A 15989-nucleotide genomic window follows, 5' to 3' on the forward strand; every position below is an offset into this window, starting at 1 on the left:
GCGTCGCCCGGCTGGGTCCCGATCCGCTGGACCCGGAGTTCACCGAGGAGATCCTCGGCGCGATCCTCGCCACGGCGAGCCGGGCAGGGACCGGCTCCCACAGGCACCGCCGAACGCACGATCCGCGTGCCAGCGGATCGCGCTAGGCGGACGCGACCCGCTCCACCCACCCAGCCACCCCCGAGAGCCGACCGCGGCGAGCCGGGCAGGGACCGGCTCGCCACAAGCACAGCCGAACCAGTGATCCGCGTGCCAGCGGATCGCTGTAGGCGGACGCGACCCGCTCCACCCGCCCCGCCATCTCCGGAAGCCGACCGCGGCGAGCCGGGCAGGGACCGGCTCGCTATCTGATCAGCCGCGACAGCAGCCGGTCGGCGAGGATCCTGCCGTCGGTCTGGCAGGTGGGGCAGTACTGGAGCGTGGAGTCGTGGAAGACCACCTGGCGGATCGTGTCGCCGCAGACGGGGCACGCCTCTCCTGTGCGGCCGTGGACGCGCATGCCGAGCTTCTTCTCGCGCTTGAGGTCGGCCGCGTGCAGGCCCTCGGCGCGGGCGAGCGCCTCCTCGAGTGTGTAGCGGAGGGCCGCGTAGAGGCGGTCCAGCTCGTCGACGGCGAGACGGGCGCGGAAGGCTCGGTGCTCGGGCCGAGACGGGCGCGGACCGGCTCTCGAATAGACTGGCCCCTGCCATCAGCGGCGCCCTCGGGGGCCGCACGCAACGAGATTTCCGAGGGAGCACCGTGTCCGGGCATTCCAAGTGGGCCACGACCAAGCACCAGAAGGCGATCAAGGACTCGCGCCGCGCGAAGTCCTTCGCCAAGCTGATCAAGAACATCGAGGTGGCCGCCAAGATCGGCGGCGCCGACCTCTCCGGCAACCCGACGCTCGTCGACGCCGTGCAGAAGGCGAAGAAGACCTCGGTGCCGAACGACAACATCGACCGCGCGATCAAGCGCGGTGCCGGCCTCACCGGCGAGGTCATCGACTACACGACGATCATGTACGAGGCCTACGGCCCCAACGGCATCGCCCTGCTCGTCGAGTGCCTCACCGACAACAAGAACCGCGCCGCGGCGGACGTCCGCACCGCGATGACCCGCAACGGCGGCACCATGGCCGACCCGGGCAGCGTCGCCTACAACTTCGCGCGCAAGGGCGTCATCTCCGTGCCCCACGGAGAGAGCGTCACCGAGGACGACGTGCTCGGCGCGGTCCTCGACTTCGGCGTCGACGACGTGCTCGACCACGGCGAGAGCTTCGAGGTCCGCGTCGAGCCGAGCGAGCTCGTCCCGGCCCGCTCGGCCCTGCAGGAGGCGGGCATCGACTACGACTCCGCCGACATCGAGTTCGTCGCCTCCCTCCAGGTCGAGGCCGACGCCGAGACGGCCCGCAAGGTCTTCCGCCTGATCGACGCGCTCGAGGACTCGGACGACGTGCAGAACGTCTACACCAACCTCGACATCACGGCAGAGGTGCGCGCCGAGCTCGAGAACGAGGAGTGACGCGGTGAGCCCGGCCCGATCCCGGAGGGCGGCCTGATGCGCGTCCTCGGGATCGACCCCGGGCTCACCCGCTGCGGCGTCGGCATCGTCGACGTCTCGCGCGACCGCCACGCGACCCTCGTGCACGTGACGGTCCTCCGGACACCGCCCGACGACGCGCTGGAGCGCCGCCTGCTGGCCCTGGGCGACGGGCTCGAGGCGCTGCTCGACGAGCACCGCCCCGACGCCGTCGCGATCGAGCGGGTCTTCGCGCAGAACAACGTCAGCACCGTGATGGGCATCGCGCAGATCAGCGGCGTCGCCCTCGTCGCGGCGGCCCGGCGCGGGCTCCCGGTCGGGATGCACACTCCGAGCGAGGTGAAGGCCGCCGTCACCGGCTACGGAGCCGCGGACAAGCGCCAGGTCACCGCGATGATCCAGCGCGTCCTCCGGCTCGACGCCCCGCCGCGGCCGGCCGACGCGGCCGACGCCCTCGCCCTGGCCGTCTGCCACGCCTGGCGGGCCCCTCTCGCGCCCTCCTTTGGGTCGGCGGGAGCCGGTGCCGACGGAGCGGCGGGCGGCACAGCAGCGCAGCGGGCGTGGCGCGCCGCCGAGGCCGCGAGTCGAACGCCTGTTCGAGCATCTAGACTGACGCGGTGATCTCCTCCCTCCGCGGCACCGTCCTCTCCGCCCGCGGGAGTCTCGCCGTCCTCGACGTCCACGGCGTCGGCTACGCGGTGAACGTGACCCCGCAGCACGCGCTCGAGATGCGCGTCGGCGACGAGACCACGGTCAGCACCGTGCTCGTCGTCCGCGAGGACTCGCTCACCCTCTACGGCTTCCCCGACGAGGAGCAGCTCGAGATCTTCGAGCTGCTGATCGGCGTGACCGGTGTCGGCCCGAAGTCCGCCCTCGGCGTGCTCGGCGCGGTCGAGCCGGACCGGATCGCGCAGGCGGTCGCCGACGAGGACGACGGGGTGTTCCGGAAGGTCAGCGGCATCGGCCCGAAGACGGCCAAGCTGATCATCCTGTCCCTCGCCGGCAAGGTGACCGTCCGTCCGCGCGCCGCCCGCGGCTCCGGTCCCGCCGCCACCGCCGCGCAGAACGTGCTCGCGGCGCTCGTCGGCCTGGGCTGGCCCGAGCGCACCGCGGCCGATGTGGTCGACGAGATCCTGCTCGACGCGCAGGCCTCCGACGCCACGAACGTGCAGGCGCTGCTCCGGCTCGCCCTCGCCCGCCTCGGTCCGGCGGCCCGCTCGTGAGCGACGAGGTGCTGGGCGCCGAGGTCGCGTCGGAGGCCGAGGTCGCCTTCGAGGGCGCCCTGCGGCCCAGGAACCTCAGCGAGTTCGTCGGCCAGCGCAAGGTGCGCGGCCAGCTCGAGCTGCTGCTCAAGGCCGCGGCCATGCAGGGCCGGACCCCGGACCACATCCTGCTGGCGGGCCCGCCCGGTCTCGGCAAGACGACCCTCGCGATGATCGTGGCGGAGGAGAGCTCCTCGCCCCTGCGGCTCTCCAGCGGCCCCGCGATCCAGCACGCGGGCGACCTCGCCGCCGTCCTCTCCTCGCTGCTGCCCGGCGAGATCCTCTTCATCGACGAGATCCACCGCATGGCGCGCTCCGCGGAGGAGATGCTCTACCTCGCGATGGAGGACTTCCGGATCGACATCATGGTCGGCAAGGGGGCGGGAGCGACGTCCGTCCCGCTGGATCTCGCCCCGTTCACGCTCGTCGGCGCCACGACCCGCTCCGGCCTGCTGCCCAATCCGCTCCGCGACCGCTTCGGCTTCACCGCGCACCTCGAGTTCTACGCGGAGGACGAGCTGCGGCAGGTGCTCGCCCGGGCGGCACGGCTGCTCGAGCTCGACATCGACGCGGACGCGATCGCCGAGATCGCCGGCCGCTGCCGAGGCACCCCGCGCATCGCCAACCGCCTGCTCCGGCGGGTGCGGGACTTCGCCCTGGTCCACGGCGGACGGGCCGACGTGACCGCCGTCCGCGCGGCGCTGGAGCTCTACGACGTCGACGCGCTCGGACTCGACCGGCTCGACCGCGCGGTGATGGAGATCGTGCTGACCCGCTTCGACGGCGGGCCGGTCGGCCTGAACACCCTCGCCGTGTCGGTGGGGGAGGAGGCGGAGACGGTCGAGGCCGTCGTCGAGCCGTTCCTCGTGCGGATCGGATTGCTGACCCGGACGCCGCGCGGCCGCGTGGCGACCCCCGCCGCCTACCGCCACTTCGGCATCGACCCCCGGGGGACGGCGGCTCAGCCGCCCCTGTTCCCCGATGATCTATGATTCTCTAGGCCCGACGGGCCGCTCGATCCGCTCCGCCTCGACCTGAGGCCGCGCGGCGGATCGCCCATCCACTCCGGAAGGCCCACCCATGGATCCGACGATCATCCTGCTCGTCCTGCTGCTCGCCGTGATGATCATCTTCATGTTCCGCAACAACAAGAAGCGCCAGCGCGACGCGGAGAGCATGAAGAACAACCTCCAGCCGGGGGTGGAGCTCATGACCGGCTCCGGCCTCTTCGGCACCGTCGTGTCGATCGACGACGAGGCGAACAAGATCGTCATCGAGTCGACCCCCGGCACGCTGCTGACCATCCACCGTCAGGCGATCGCCCGCCTCATCGACCCGAGCGAGAACGCCGTCGCCGCCGACACCGAGGACGAGGCCGACCCGCTGACCGCGACCGGCTCGCCCGAGTTCGGCGAGCGCGACTCCGCGCACCGCGACCCGCTGGTGGACCCGGTCGAGCGCGACCGCCGCCCCGACGCGCAGTAGTCTCCTGGGCGGGCCGGGCGCATCGGCGCCCGCCCGCCCTTCTCCACGCCCGGGCGACCCCGGGCCGATCACCGTCGACCGAAGAGAAAGCTGAGCCCTGGGTGGCCGCATCAACCCCCGTCCGGAAGGCCCGCCGCTCCCTGAGCTGGCTCGGTGTCCTGATCCTCGCTCTCGTCGGACTCAACACGGCGGCCGTCCTCTGGGGCGGCGGCTCCTGGACGCCGAAGCTCGCCCTCGACCTCGAGGGCGGCACGCAGATCGTCCTGCAGCCGCAGCTGAACGACGGCGACACCGTCTCGTCGGAGCAGCTGACGCAGGCCGTCTCGATCATCCGCCAGCGCATCGACGCGTCCGGCGTCTCCGAGGCCGAGATCACGACCCAGGGCTCGAGCAACATCGTCGTCTCGATCCCGGGCACGCCCGACGACGAGACACTCCAGCGCATCGAGGCCTCGGCGAAGCTCGACTTCCGCCCGGTCCTCGTCGCGAGCCAGGCCACCAACAGCTCGGTCGGCGGCGACGCGACGTCCTCGCCCACGCCGACGCCCGTCGACCCGTCGCTCGCGACGGAGCCGACCGCCTCGCCGACGAACGCGAGCGACCTCGCCTACCTCACGCCGGCGCTCGAGGCCCAGTACACCTCGTTCGACTGCGCGTTCCTCAACGGCCAGGACCCGAACCTCGCCCCGGCCGACCAGCCGCTCATCACCTGCGACGACAGCGGGACGGTGAAGTACGTCCTCGGCCCGGTGGAGATCACCGGCGAGGACATCTCGGACGCCTCGAACGGCCTGATGACGACCTCCTCCGGCGCCAGCACCGGCACCTGGGCCGTCAACCTCTCGTTCGACGACCAGGGCACGCAGGCCTTCGGCGACGTGACCTCGCGCCTCGTGGCGCTGCAGGGTGCGCAGAACCAGTTCGCGATCGTCCTCGACGGCCGGGTCATCTCGGCCCCGTCGACGAACGCCGCCATCACCGACGGCAACGCGCAGATCTCGGGCTCCTTCACCCAGGAGTCGTCGAAGACGCTCGCCGACCAGCTCAAGTACGGCGCGCTGCCGATCGGCTTCCAGGTCCAGAGCTCGGACAGCATCTCGGCGACGCTCGGCTCCGCCCAGCTCGCCAGCGGCCTGCTCGCCGGCCTCATCGGCCTGATCCTCGTCATCGTCTACTCCATCGCGCAGTACCGCGTGCTCGGAGCCGTCACGATCGCCTCGCTGCTCGTCGCGGCGATCGTCACCTACCTCGTCGTCACGCTGCTGTCCTGGCGGGAGGGACTGCGCCTCTCGCTCGCAGGAGTCGCGGGTCTCATCGTCGCGATCGGCATCACGGCCGACTCGTTCATCGTGTACTTCGAGCGCATCCGCGACGAACTGCGCGACGGACGCGGCCTCGAGTCCGCCGTCGAGTCCGGCTGGCGGCGCGCGCTGCGCACGATCTTCGCGTCCGACATGGTGAACCTGCTCGCCGCGGTGGTCCTCTTCCTCCTCGCCGTCGGCAGTGTCCGCGGCTTCGCGCTCACCCTCGGGATCACGACGATCATCGACCTGATCGTGGTGGCGCTGTTCACCCACCCGATCCTGCAGCTGATGGCCACGAGACCGTTCTTCGCCGAGGGGCACAAGACCTCGGGCCTGGATCCCCGGGCGCTCGGGGCCGTGTACCGCGGCCGAGCCGCCTTCCGTCCGCAGGACCAGGTGGTCGCCGGCAAGCGCGCCTCCGCGTCCCGTGAGGCGGCCAAGCGCCAGACCATCGCCGAGCGGAAGGCCGCCGAGGCGGCCGGCCTGCGCGACTCCAACGACTCGAACGGGAAGGACGCGTGATGGCCAGCTTCTCGCAGTTCGGAAACGACCTCTACACCGGTGCGCGATCGATCGACTTCGTCGGCCGGCGCCGCACGTGGTACCTCGTCTCGCTCGCCCTGATCCTGATCACGCTGCTCGGGACCGTCGCCCGCGGCGGCTTCAACTTCGGCATCGAGTTCACCGGCGGCTCGCAGTTCACGGTGTCCTCGCCGTCGAGCCTCGAGCAGGCGACGGCGACGGATGCGGTGACCTCGGTCGCTCCCGAGACCGTGCCGCGAGTGTCCATCGTCGGCGACGACTCCATCCGCGTGCAGACCGGCCAGCTCTCGACCGACGAGTCGACCGCGGTGCGGAACGCCCTGTCGGAGGCCTACGACGTGCCCACCGACCAGGTCGCCTCCTCCTTCATCGGAGCGGCGTGGGGCAACGACGTGACCCAGCAGGCCCTGCGCGGCCTGGTGATCTTCGTGGTCCTCGCGGCCCTGGCCATGTGGGCGTACTTCCGCACCTGGAAGATGTCGCTCGCGGCGATCGTCGCGCTCCTGCACGACCTCGTGATCGTGGCGGGCGTCTACGGCATCACCGGCACCGAGGTGTCGCCGGCGGCGGTGATCGGACTGCTGACGATCCTCGGCTACTCGCTCTACGACACGGTCGTGGTCTTCGACAAGATCCGCGAGAACACCGTGGAGGCGCTCGGCAGCACGACCCGCACCTTCTCCGAGACGGTGAACCTGGCCGAGAACCAGACTCTCGTGCGCTCCATCAACACCTCGATCGTCGCCGCCCTCCCGGTGGCCGCGATCCTCGTGATCGGTGCGTTCGTCCTCGGCGCGGGCACGCTCCGCGACATCTCGCTCGCCCTGCTGATCGGCATCATCGTCGGCACGTACTCGACGATCTTCGTCGCGGCGCCGCTGTACGCCCAGCTGCGCAGCCGGGAGCCCGAGATCTCCAAGCACGACAAGCGCGTGGAGTCGGCCCGGGCGAAGGCGACCGCTCCGGCCGCGCCGGCCGTGCAGGGCTGAGCCGTGGCCGACTACGCACAGGTCACCGCGGGCGACGCCGTCGGACTCGTCGCGCGCGACGAGGTCTGGCTGCTCGACGTCCGGGAGCCGCACGAGTGGGCGGCGGGGCACGCTCCGGCCGCCCACCACATCCCGATGGGGGAGATCGGCGCCCGGCAGGACGAGCTCCCCGCCGACACGGCGATCCTGGTGGTCTGCCACTCCGGAGTCCGCTCCGCGATGGTGACGCAGGCCCTCGAGGGCGCCGGATACGAGGTCGCCAACGTCGACGCCGGCATGACCGCCTGGGCCGCGGCGGGCGGCGACGTGGTCGACGGCGAGGGGCGCCCCGGACGCATCGGCTGACGCAGGCGCCGTCCGCCCCGGGCGGAACGGTCGTCGGCACCGTCCGCACGGGCGATAATGGGGCGATGGAGATCCTCGCGTGACGGAAACGACGACGACGTCCTCGACCGCTGCCCTGCGCAGACTGGTCCCGCGGATCTTCTCGCGTGCGCAGCCCTCCGGTGCTGTCGACACCCTCGTCCGCACCGTCCGGATGCACCATCCCAAGAGCGACATCGCGCTGATCGAGCGCGCTTACTCGGTCGCGGAGCGGGCGCACGCGAACCAGAAGCGCCGCAGCGGCGAGCCCTACATCACTCATCCGCTGGCCGTCGCGCAGATCCTCGCCGACCTCGGCATCGGCTCGAAGACGATCGCCGCCGCGCTGCTGCACGACACCGTCGAGGACACCGACTACCAGCTCGACGAGCTCCGCGCGGACTTCGGCGACGAGGTCGCGATGCTCGTCGACGGCGTCACCAAGCTCGACAAGGTCAAGTACGGCGACAGCGCGCAGGCCGAGACCGTCCGCAAGATGATCGTGGCGATGTCGAAGGACATCCGCGTCCTGATCATCAAGCTCGCCGACCGCCTCCACAACGCGCGGACCTGGGGCTTCGTCCCCGCCGAATCCGCCGCCCGCAAGGCCACCGAGACTCTCGAGATCTACGCGCCGCTGGCGCACCGCCTCGGCATCCAGGCGATCAAGTGGGAGCTCGAGGACCTGTCCTTCGCGGTGCTCTACCCCAAGATCTACAACGAGATCGAGAGCCTGGTGAAGCGGCGGACGCCGCAGCGCGAGGAGTTCGTGCAGAACGTCATCGACCTGATCAGCGAGGACCTGCGGGCCGGGCGGATCCGCGGTCGCGTCGTCGGCCGGCCGAAGCAGTACTACTCGATCTACCAGAAGATGGTCGTCCGCGGTCGCGAGTTCGACGAGATCTACGACCTGGTCGGCATCCGCGTCCTCGTGAACTCGGTGCGCGACTGCTACGCCGTGCTCGGCTCGATCCACGCCCGCTGGACGCCGATGCCGGGCCGGTTCAAGGACTACATCGCCACTCCGAAGTTCAACCTCTACCAGTCGCTGCACACGACGGTCGTCGGGCCGAAGGGGCGTGCGGTCGAGATCCAGATCCGCACCAACGAGATGCACCAGCACGCGGAGTTCGGCATCGCGGCGCACTGGAAGTACAAGGAGCAGATGGCCACCGGCAAGGTGCCCACCTCCGGATCGAACGACACCGACCTCGCCTGGCTCGCGCACCTCTCGGACTGGCAGTCGGAGACCACCGACCCGAACGAGTTCCTCGACTCCCTCCGCTTCGAGATCGGCGCCAAGGAGGTCTACGTCTTCACCCCGAAGGGACGCGTGATCGGCCTGCCGACCGGTGCGACCCCGGTCGACTTCGCCTACGCGGTTCACACCGAGGTCGGGCATCGGACGATGGGCGCCAAGGTCAACGGGCGCCTCGTGCCGCTCGAGTCGGCTCTGACGACGGGCGACGTGGTCGAGGTCTTCACCTCGAAGAACCCCGACTCGGGACCGAGCCAGGACTGGCTCCACTTCGTGCAGAGCCCCCGGGCACGCAACAAGATCCGGCAGTGGTTCACCAAGGAGCGGCGCGATGAGGCGATCGAGCAGGGCAAGGACTCCATCGCCCGGGCGATGCGGAAGCAGAACCTGCCGCTGCAGAAGCTGATGAGCCAGGACACCTTCACCGAGGTGGCCAGCCAGCTGCGCTACAACGACGTCGAGGCGCTCTACGCGGCCGTCGGCGAGGGCCACGTCTCGACCCAGTCGGTGCTCGAGAAGGTCGTCTCCTCCATCCAGGGCGATCCGGAGTCGGACGAGAACGAGGTCACCCTCCCGCGCTCGCCTCGGCCTCGGAGCCGGAGCAGCGAGTCGGGCGTCCTCGTGAAGGGTGCGCCGGACATCCTCGTGAAGCTCGCGAAGTGCTGCACCCCGGTTCCGGGCGACCAGATCGTCGGATTCGTGACGCGGGGAGCCGGCGTCTCCGTGCACCAGGCGAACTGCCACAACGTGCAGGAGCTGCTGAAGGAGCCGGAGCGGATCGTCGACGTCGAGTGGGCGCCGTCCTCCAAGAGCATCTTCCTCGTGCAGATCCAGGTCGAGGCGCTGGACCGCTCGGGCCTGTTGAGCGACGTGACGCGCGTCCTCTCGGAGCACCACGTCAACATCCTCTCGGCGACGGTCTCGACCTCGAGCGACCGGCTGGCGATCAGCCGGTTCGTCTTCGAGATGGGCGACACCACCCACCTGGACCGCGTGCTGAACGCCGTGCGCCGGATCGACGCCGTCTACGACGTCTACCGGGTGAACGCGGGCTGATCCCCGGGCGGCGCCTCGCCGAGCGCCGCCCGCAGCCGTCGTCCGACGATCCTCCGTCCGGCGACGGCGCTGCCCTCCTCCAGCCTCGCGAGGACGGCGTCGAGGCCGGTCCGGGTGCTCCGAGAGAGCGCCCGGAGGATCGCGCCCGCGTCCTCCGTCCGGGCGAGGTCGATCAGGGTGCGGGCAGGCGACGTGACCGGCGCGCCGCCGAGAAGGACGACGTCGTCCTCGTCGAGCAGGACCTCGTGGCAGCGCAGGCGGGGGTTCGACGGCGCCTGCCGGCGCTTCCGCCGGTCGATCGAGGCGCTGTGCACCGGCGGCGGACGGTTCGTCGCTCCGTGCACCCACGCGGCGGAGAGACGATCGGCGACGGCGCCGCGGGGGAGCAGCGAGCGCAGGGAGGCGGCCCGCTCGGACGACCCCAGGGGCAGGTCCGCGACGAGGAAGCCCTCGTCGAGCGCGACCAGCTCGCCGTCGAGGCGGGCGGCGCACAGCTCCGCGAGAGGGAGGTGCCCGGGGAGGAGCACGGAGGGGAGGCGCATCCGGCCATGCTGGCCGATGCGCCTCCCCTCCGGAGCGTCGCGAGCGGATCTGTGGAGGGATCCGCCGGCGCGGGTCTAGCCGATCGCGTCGAGCCAGACCTTGCGGGCGTCGAGCGCCTCCTGAGCCTGGGCGATCGCGTCGCGGTCGCCGCGCGCCTTCGCCTCGTCGAGCTCGTCCTGGAGCTTCTGGATCGCGGCGGTCAGCTGCGAGGCCAGACCCTCGGAGCGGGCCTTGCGCTCCGGGTTGCTGCGGTTCCAGTGCTCCTCGTCGAGCTTGCGGACGTGCGCCTCGACCTTGCGGAGACGGTCCTCGATGGTGCGCACCTGCTCCCGCGGCACGCGGCCGACGGCGTCCCAGCGCTCCTGGATCGAGAGCAGCACCCGCTTGGCCTTCTCGCGGTCCTGCTCCTGCAGGAGCGGCTCCGCCTCCTCGAGGAGGGCGAGCTTGAGGTCGAGGTTCTCGGTGTACTCGACGCTCTCCTGCGCGACGATCTCGGCCTTGGCGCCGTAGATCGCGTCGCCGGCGGCTTTGAAGCGCGCCCAGAGCGCGTCGTCGAACCGCTTGCCGGCACGGCCGGCGACCCGCCAGCGCTCGAGGAGCGCGCGGTAGTCCGGGATGGCGTCGGCGCCCTGGGGCACCAGCGCCTCGGCCTGGTCGATGAGCGCCTGCTTGGCCTGCTTGGCCTCGCGGTGCGCGGAGTCGAGGTCGGCGAAGAACGCCTTGCGGTTCTGCTCGATCGTGGTGCGCGCTCCGCGGAACCGGCGCCACAGCTCGTTCGCGTCGTTCTTGGGAAGGCGCGGGCCCTGCTGCTGGTGGTTCTGCCAGCGGGCGAAGAGGTCGTCGATCGCGGCGCTGGCCTGCTTCCACTGCGTCTTCGCCGGGTCGACCGCCGCCAGGGCCTCGGCCTCGGCGACGATGGCCTCGCGGTAGGCGAGGGCCTCGGACAGCGCGGCCTTCGACTCGGCCGCCTGCTGCTCGGTCAGATCCTCGACGGAGCCGCTCAGCGCGTCGACCCGGGTCTGCAGCGACTCGAGGTCGCCGACCGCGTTCGCCTGCGCGATGGCCGCGGACAGCGACTGCACCGTGCGGGCGACGTCTCCGGCGGGTGCGCCCCGCTTGGCGCGCTGCTCGAGCAGGGAGACCTGCCCGGCGAGCTCCGTGTACTTGCGCTCGTAGTAGGCGAGCGCCTCCTCGGGAGTCGCATCGGGGTACTGGCCGACCTCTCGCTCCCCGTCGCCGACGCGGACGTAGACCGTCCCGTCGTCGCCGACCCGTCCCCACGGCTGCTGGTCACTCATCGCTCGGAGCCTCACCTTGCTGTTCGATGTCGTGCTTCTCGGTGCCCGTCGCGTCGTCGGCCGGTGGGGCTCGACGGCCGGAGGGCCGAAGACCGCGCTCGGCCGCGAACGGGCAGTGACGACAAGCCTATTGCACTCCCCGCGCGGGCGGACCGTGACGACGCCGCGGGTGCGGCTACTGGACGGAGACGGAGGTGATGGTCACGGGCTCGGCGGGGGCGCCGTCACCCGATCCGTCGGCCGTGCCCTTCGACACGACGTCGCTGACGAGGGCGTCGAGTCCCGAGGTGACCTGCCCGAGCACGGTGTACCCGCCGGCCGCGTCGGCGGGCAGGGTCGTGTCCTGGTAGACGACGAAGAACTGGCTTCCCTGGCTGTAGCCGTTGCCGCCCTGGCGGGCCATCGCGATGGTCCCGGCCGGGTAGACGCCGTCCTCGGGCGCGTTCTCGACGGGACCGTAGCTGTAGCCCGGTCCGCCGGTGCCGTCGCCGTCCGGGTCGCCGCACTGGAGGACGTAGAGGCCCTCCGTGGTGAGGCGGTGGCAGGAGACGCCGTCGTAGAAGCCGGACTGCGTCAGCGAGATGAAGGAGGACACCGCCTGCGGGGCGGCGGCGCCGGCGAGCGTGATGCCCAGCGGGTCCTCGCCGATCGTGAGCGTGCCCGTCCAGTCGCGGCCCTCGGCGATGTCGGAGGAGGGGACGTCGCCGGTGTTCGACCCCGTCGCCTCGGGCGTCGGGGTCGCGGAGGAGGAGGAGGTCGGCTCGGCGACCGGGGTGCCGGGGCCGCCGGAGAAGTAGAGGATCTGGGCGACGACCGCGAGCCCGATCACGACGACGGCGGCGATCGCCGCGATCACGTTGTCGCGCACGCGCCGCTTCTGCCTCGAGCGGTGGAGGCTCTGACGGGCCTGGTAGGCCCGGAGCCGGGTGCGCGCCTCGCGATCGTTCGACTTGCCCTGGGCCACGTGATCCTCCGACGTCCTCGTCCGCGCGGCTTCGGCGCGGCGGCCCGCGCACGCAGGCCGCGTCGAGCCTACGAGAACCGCCGGAGGCGCGACAAACGCCGCTCCGTCGCGCCGGGCAGTCGGGCCGGGGCTCTGTCGGAGGCCGTCGTTACGCTGGGGGCATGACCATGCAGCAGGCCGGACTCCGCTCCGGGGCGACTCCGCTCGCCGTGCGGATGCGGCCGCGCAGCCTCGAGGAGGTCGCCGGCCAGCGCCACCTCCTGACGCCCGGCTCGCCCCTGGTCGCCCTCGCCGCCGACACGACGGGGGAGCGGGGAGCGGTGTCCGTGATCCTCTGGGGCCCTCCCGGCACGGGCAAGACCACGCTCGCGCAGGCGGTGGCCCACTCCAGCGGCCGCCGCTTCGTCGAGCTCTCCGCCGTCACGGCGGGCGTGAAGGACGTGCGGCAGGTGATGGAGGAGGCGCTCTCCACCCGCGACCTCTACGGCACGTCCACCGTGCTCTTCCTCGACGAGATCCACCGCTTCACCAAGGCGCAGCAGGACGCACTGCTGCCCGGGGTCGAGAACGGGTGGGTCATCCTCATCGCGGCCACGACCGAGAACCCCTCGTTCTCGGTGATCGCGCCGCTGCTCTCGCGCTCGCTCCTGCTGACCCTCGAGCCGCTCAGCGACGACGACCTGGGCGTCCTGGTCGACCGCGCCCTGCACGACGAGCGGGGTCTGCGCGACTCGGTGACGCTGGAGGAGGAGGCCCGGGCGAGCATCGTGCGGCTCGCCTCCGGAGACGCCCGGCGGGCGCTGACCGCGCTCGAGGCCGCCGCCACCTCCGCCCGCTCGGAGGCCCGCGAGGCCGACCGGGTCGCCCGCGCCGCCGCCGCGGAGGACCCGGACGAGGAGGACGAGGACGACGAGGGCGCTCCCGTCGAGGCCGCCGCCGAGGAGCCCGCGCTCCCCGTGATCACGACCGAGGTCGTCGCGCGCGCCGTCGACCGCGCCCTTTTGCGCTACGACCGCAACGGCGACGAGCACTACGACGTCATCAGCGCCTTCATCAAGTCCATCCGGGGCTCGGACGTCGACGCGGCGCTGCACTACCTGGCCCGGATGATCGAGGCGGGGGAGGATCCGCGGTTCATCGCCCGCCGCATCATCGTCTCCGCGTCCGAGGACATCGGCATGGCCGACCCGCAGGCGCTCGTCGTCGCGATCGCCGCGGCCGACGCCGTGCAGTTCATCGGCATGCCGGAGGGGCGCATCCCGCTCGCCCAGGCGGTCGTGCACCTGGCGACCGCCCCGAAGTCGAACGCGTCCTACTCCGCCATCGACGCGGCCATCGCGGACGTGCGCGCGGGCCGCGCGGGTCGGGTGCCGGCGCACCTGCGCGACGCGCACTACCCCGGCGCCAAGAAGCTCGGCCACGGGAAGGGCTACCGGTACCCGCACGACGCCGACCTCGGCGTCCTCGAGCAGCAGTACCTCCCGGACCCGCTCCAGGGCGCGCGGTACTACCGGCCCACCGAGCACGGCAACGAGCGCGACGTCTCCGCACGACTGGCGAAGCTCCTGCGCATCATCCGCGGCGACCGGGGCTGACCGCGCCGACCACGAACTCGCGCGACCCGCACGGGAGGCCGTGGCCTGATAGTCTTGCGAGGTTGCCCACCGCTCTGTAGCCGAGCGGAGCAGCGCATCCCTCTGAATCGCGCAGCCCGCCACTGCGGTCACCCTTCCCCCGCACCCGCGGAGGACACGACCGCGGCGTCCGCCCTCCTCCCGGAGCCGGCGGTCGAGAGCTGCGACCGAACCTCTCAGACCTTGGAAGGACCACTGTGTCGACCACGTCCCGTACCCGCTCGAAGACGCGCCTCTCGCGCGCCCTCGGCATCCCCCTGACCCCGAAGGCCGCCCGCTACCTCGAGAAGCGTCCCTACGCTCCCGGTGAGCACGGCCGCTCGAAGCGCAAGGCCGACTCCGACTACGCGGTCCGCCTGCGTGAGAAGCAGCGTCTGCGCGCCCAGTACGGCATCCGCGAGAAGCAGCTCCGCATCGCCTTCCAGGAGGCGCGCCGCACCCAGGGCCTGACCGGTGAGAACCTGGTCGAGCTCCTCGAGATGCGCCTCGACGCCCTCGTCCTGCGCTCGGGCTTCGCCCGCACCACCGCGCAGGCCCGCCAGTTCGTCACCCACCGCCACATCATGGTGGACGGCAAGACGGTCGACCGCCCCTCCTTCCGCGTGAAGCCGGGCCAGGTCATCCACGTCAAGACCCGCTCCGAGGGCACCGAGCCCTTCCAGGTCGCCGCCGCCGGTGGACACGTCGACGTCCTCCCCAAGACCCCGGGCTACCTCGAGGTCGAGATCGACAAGCTGCAGGCGACGCTCCTGCGCCGCCCGAAGCGCGCCGAGGTCCCCGTGACCTGCGAAGTGCAGCTCGTCGTCGAGTACTACGCGGCCCGCTGAGTCCAGCCCCGCAGAGAAAGGCCCCGGTGTCCGCACCGGGGCCTTTACCGTTCCCGGGGTCGCGATCCGGAGTGCCCGCCGCGCTCCGAGAGTCCCGCGCTGCGCCCGATCCGGCCGTCGCGCCCGAGCCGAGCGCCCGTCCCCGCGTCCGACCCTCTCGCGGCCCGTCGGTAGGCTGGAGTGCCGCGCTGGGCGGCATCGAACGGAGGTCACCGTGACCGGTGGAGACATCGCAGGGCTCATCGCCGCGGGGGTGTTCGCGATCCTGGTGGCGATCACCGCCGTCCCGCTCTGGAAGCTCGGGCGCGTCTTCGACAGCACGAGCGAGGCCATCAAGCAGGCCAGCGACGGCCTGACGCCGATCCTCGACGAGTCGGCTTCCACCCTCCGCGAGGCCAACCACCAGCTCGCGCGGGTGGACACGATCACCAAGGACGTCGCCGAGGTCACCGGCAACGTCAACGCGCTCGTCGCTCTCACAGCCGCGACCGTCGGCGGTCCGCTCATCAAGCTCGCCGGCTTCACCGCCGGAGTCCGCGCCGTGCTCGTCGCCGGACGCACGGCCGACAAGGCCGGAGCCGCGGTCGGCCGCTCCGCCGCGAAGCGCACGAAGCGGCCGCGCTCGAAGTAGCGCCGCGCCCGCGCCCTAGAATCGAACGGGTCGTCGCGCCGTCGCGCCCGCTCCGCCGCTGTGGAAGGACACCCCGTGAAGAACATCCTCCTGATCGTCATCGGGATCGGCCTCGGATTCGCGGTCGCCCACCAGGTCTCGCGCACCGAGGCGGGCTCCCGGCTCTTCGCCGACATCAACCGCACCGCGAAGGAGCTCGGCGAGGCCGTCTCCGAGGGCTACCACCAGCGCGAGGCCGAACTGAAGGCCGCCATCGGCGAGGGCTGACGCCCCGCCGCCCGACATCCGCGTCGTCACCGACCGAACCGTAACGG

Annotated in this window: 17 protein-coding genes; 13 read left to right on the forward strand and 4 right to left on the reverse strand. The window is 71.7% G+C overall.

Going from position 1 to position 15989, the window contains the following annotated elements; all coding sequences use genetic code 11:
• Window positions 1-343 precede the first annotated feature (343 nt).
• Window positions 344-499, reverse strand: a complete 156-nt coding sequence (locus C5C82_RS18230; protein ID WP_374953863.1) for a zinc finger domain-containing protein — start codon at window positions 497-499, stop codon at window positions 344-346.
• Window positions 500-738: 239 nt separating this feature from the next.
• Here C5C82_RS18230 and C5C82_RS04945 point away from each other — a divergent pair, with 239 nt between their 5' ends.
• From C5C82_RS04945 to C5C82_RS04985, 9 genes are all read left to right on the forward strand, one after another.
• The gene (locus C5C82_RS04945; protein WP_104224772.1) at window positions 739-1500 is read left to right on the forward strand and encodes a YebC/PmpR family DNA-binding transcriptional regulator; all 762 of its coding nucleotides are present in this window, start codon (window positions 739-741) and stop codon (window positions 1498-1500) included.
• Between the two features lie 36 nt (window positions 1501-1536).
• Window positions 1537-2139, forward strand: coding sequence for a crossover junction endodeoxyribonuclease RuvC (gene ruvC / locus C5C82_RS04950; RefSeq protein ID WP_104296190.1), 603 nt, complete (start codon window positions 1537-1539; stop codon window positions 2137-2139).
• Window positions 2136-2741, forward strand: coding sequence for a Holliday junction branch migration protein RuvA (gene ruvA, locus C5C82_RS04955; RefSeq protein ID WP_104257326.1), 606 nt, complete (start codon window positions 2136-2138; stop codon window positions 2739-2741). Before ruvC ends, ruvA begins: the two co-directional genes overlap by 4 nt.
• Window positions 2738-3772 carry a Holliday junction branch migration DNA helicase RuvB gene (gene ruvB, locus C5C82_RS04960; protein ID WP_104224769.1) on the forward strand — a complete coding sequence of 345 codons (1035 nt, stop codon included), beginning with the start codon at window positions 2738-2740 and terminating at the stop codon, window positions 3770-3772. Before ruvA ends, ruvB begins: the two co-directional genes overlap by 4 nt.
• Window positions 3773-3860: 88 nt before the next feature.
• The gene (gene yajC / locus C5C82_RS04965) at window positions 3861-4265 is read left to right on the forward strand and encodes a preprotein translocase subunit YajC (RefSeq protein WP_104257327.1); all 405 of its coding nucleotides are present in this window, start codon (window positions 3861-3863) and stop codon (window positions 4263-4265) included.
• Between the two features lie 101 nt (window positions 4266-4366).
• A complete protein-coding gene (gene secD / locus C5C82_RS04970; RefSeq protein WP_104296191.1) occupies window positions 4367-6091 on the forward strand; it encodes a protein translocase subunit SecD in 1725 nt (574 codons plus the stop codon).
• Entirely contained in the window at window positions 6091-7101 is a 1011-nt protein-coding gene (gene secF / locus C5C82_RS04975; RefSeq protein WP_104233316.1) for a protein translocase subunit SecF, read from the forward strand. The genes secD and secF overlap by 1 nt, the downstream gene beginning before the upstream one ends.
• 3 nt (window positions 7102-7104) lie before the next feature.
• Window positions 7105-7446 carry a rhodanese-like domain-containing protein gene (locus tag C5C82_RS04980; protein WP_104257329.1) on the forward strand — a complete coding sequence of 114 codons (342 nt, stop codon included), beginning with the start codon at window positions 7105-7107 and terminating at the stop codon, window positions 7444-7446.
• Between the two features lie 79 nt (window positions 7447-7525).
• Window positions 7526-9778 (forward strand): bifunctional (p)ppGpp synthetase/guanosine-3',5'-bis(diphosphate) 3'-pyrophosphohydrolase, encoded by a 2253-nt coding sequence (locus C5C82_RS04985; protein ID WP_104225334.1) that lies wholly within the window; start codon window positions 7526-7528, stop codon window positions 9776-9778.
• Here the strand turns inward: C5C82_RS04985 and C5C82_RS04990 are convergent.
• The 3 genes from C5C82_RS04990 to C5C82_RS05000 all read right to left on the reverse strand — a co-directional run bounded on the left by C5C82_RS04990 (window position 9757) and on the right by C5C82_RS05000 (window position 12583).
• On the reverse strand, window positions 9757-10320 hold the full coding sequence (locus C5C82_RS04990; RefSeq protein ID WP_104296192.1) for a type IV toxin-antitoxin system AbiEi family antitoxin: 564 nt from the start codon (window positions 10318-10320) through the stop codon (window positions 9757-9759). The genes C5C82_RS04985 and C5C82_RS04990 overlap by 22 nt on opposite strands.
• Before the next feature lie 75 nt (window positions 10321-10395).
• Complete coding sequence (locus C5C82_RS04995; RefSeq protein WP_104225332.1) at window positions 10396-11619, reverse strand: DUF349 domain-containing protein; 1224 nt, start codon at window positions 11617-11619, stop codon at window positions 10396-10398.
• Window positions 11620-11794: 175 nt separating this feature from the next.
• Complete coding sequence (locus C5C82_RS05000) at window positions 11795-12583, reverse strand: peptidylprolyl isomerase (RefSeq protein WP_104239055.1); 789 nt, start codon at window positions 12581-12583, stop codon at window positions 11795-11797.
• A 161-nt stretch (window positions 12584-12744) separates the two neighbouring features.
• On the opposite strand from C5C82_RS05000, the gene C5C82_RS05005 reads away from it, so the two are divergent.
• The 4 genes from C5C82_RS05005 to C5C82_RS05020 all read left to right on the forward strand — a co-directional run bounded on the left by C5C82_RS05005 (window position 12745) and on the right by C5C82_RS05020 (window position 15942).
• On the forward strand, window positions 12745-14178 hold the full coding sequence (locus C5C82_RS05005; RefSeq protein ID WP_104225330.1) for a replication-associated recombination protein A: 1434 nt from the start codon (window positions 12745-12747) through the stop codon (window positions 14176-14178).
• Window positions 14179-14414: 236 nt separating this feature from the next.
• The gene (rpsD, locus tag C5C82_RS05010; protein ID WP_068210518.1) at window positions 14415-15044 is read left to right on the forward strand and encodes a 30S ribosomal protein S4; all 630 of its coding nucleotides are present in this window, start codon (window positions 14415-14417) and stop codon (window positions 15042-15044) included.
• A 214-nt stretch (window positions 15045-15258) separates the two neighbouring features.
• Window positions 15259-15675 carry a DUF948 domain-containing protein gene (locus C5C82_RS05015; RefSeq protein WP_104224759.1) on the forward strand — a complete coding sequence of 139 codons (417 nt, stop codon included), beginning with the start codon at window positions 15259-15261 and terminating at the stop codon, window positions 15673-15675.
• Window positions 15676-15750: 75 nt separating this feature from the next.
• Complete coding sequence (locus C5C82_RS05020; protein WP_104239057.1) at window positions 15751-15942, forward strand: hypothetical protein; 192 nt, start codon at window positions 15751-15753, stop codon at window positions 15940-15942.
• The last annotated feature ends 47 nt before the right edge of the window (window positions 15943-15989 follow it).

Origin of the sequence: Rathayibacter sp. AY1D5 (genome assembly GCF_002932515.1) — a bacterium.
Lineage (GTDB): Bacteria > Actinomycetota > Actinomycetes > Actinomycetales > Microbacteriaceae > Rathayibacter.

Excerpts from the sequence above, each read along its gene's own strand:
- ruvC (WP_104296190.1), top strand. The coding sequence starts at position 1,537 with ATGCGCGTCCTCGGGATCGACCCCGGGCTCACCCGCTGCGGCGTCGGC.
- C5C82_RS18230 (WP_374953863.1), bottom strand. The coding sequence starts at position 499 with ATGCGCGTCCACGGCCGCACAGGAGAGGCGTGCCCCGTCTGCGGCGAC.
- C5C82_RS04995 (WP_104225332.1), bottom strand. The coding sequence starts at position 11,619 with ATGAGTGACCAGCAGCCGTGGGGACGGGTCGGCGACGACGGGACGGTC.
- C5C82_RS04990 (WP_104296192.1), bottom strand. The coding sequence starts at position 10,320 with ATGCGCCTCCCCTCCGTGCTCCTCCCCGGGCACCTCCCTCTCGCGGAG.
- yajC (WP_104257327.1), top strand. The coding sequence starts at position 3,861 with ATGGATCCGACGATCATCCTGCTCGTCCTGCTGCTCGCCGTGATGATC.
- C5C82_RS05005 (WP_104225330.1), top strand. The coding sequence starts at position 12,745 with ATGACCATGCAGCAGGCCGGACTCCGCTCCGGGGCGACTCCGCTCGCC.
- secF (WP_104233316.1), top strand. The coding sequence starts at position 6,091 with ATGGCCAGCTTCTCGCAGTTCGGAAACGACCTCTACACCGGTGCGCGA.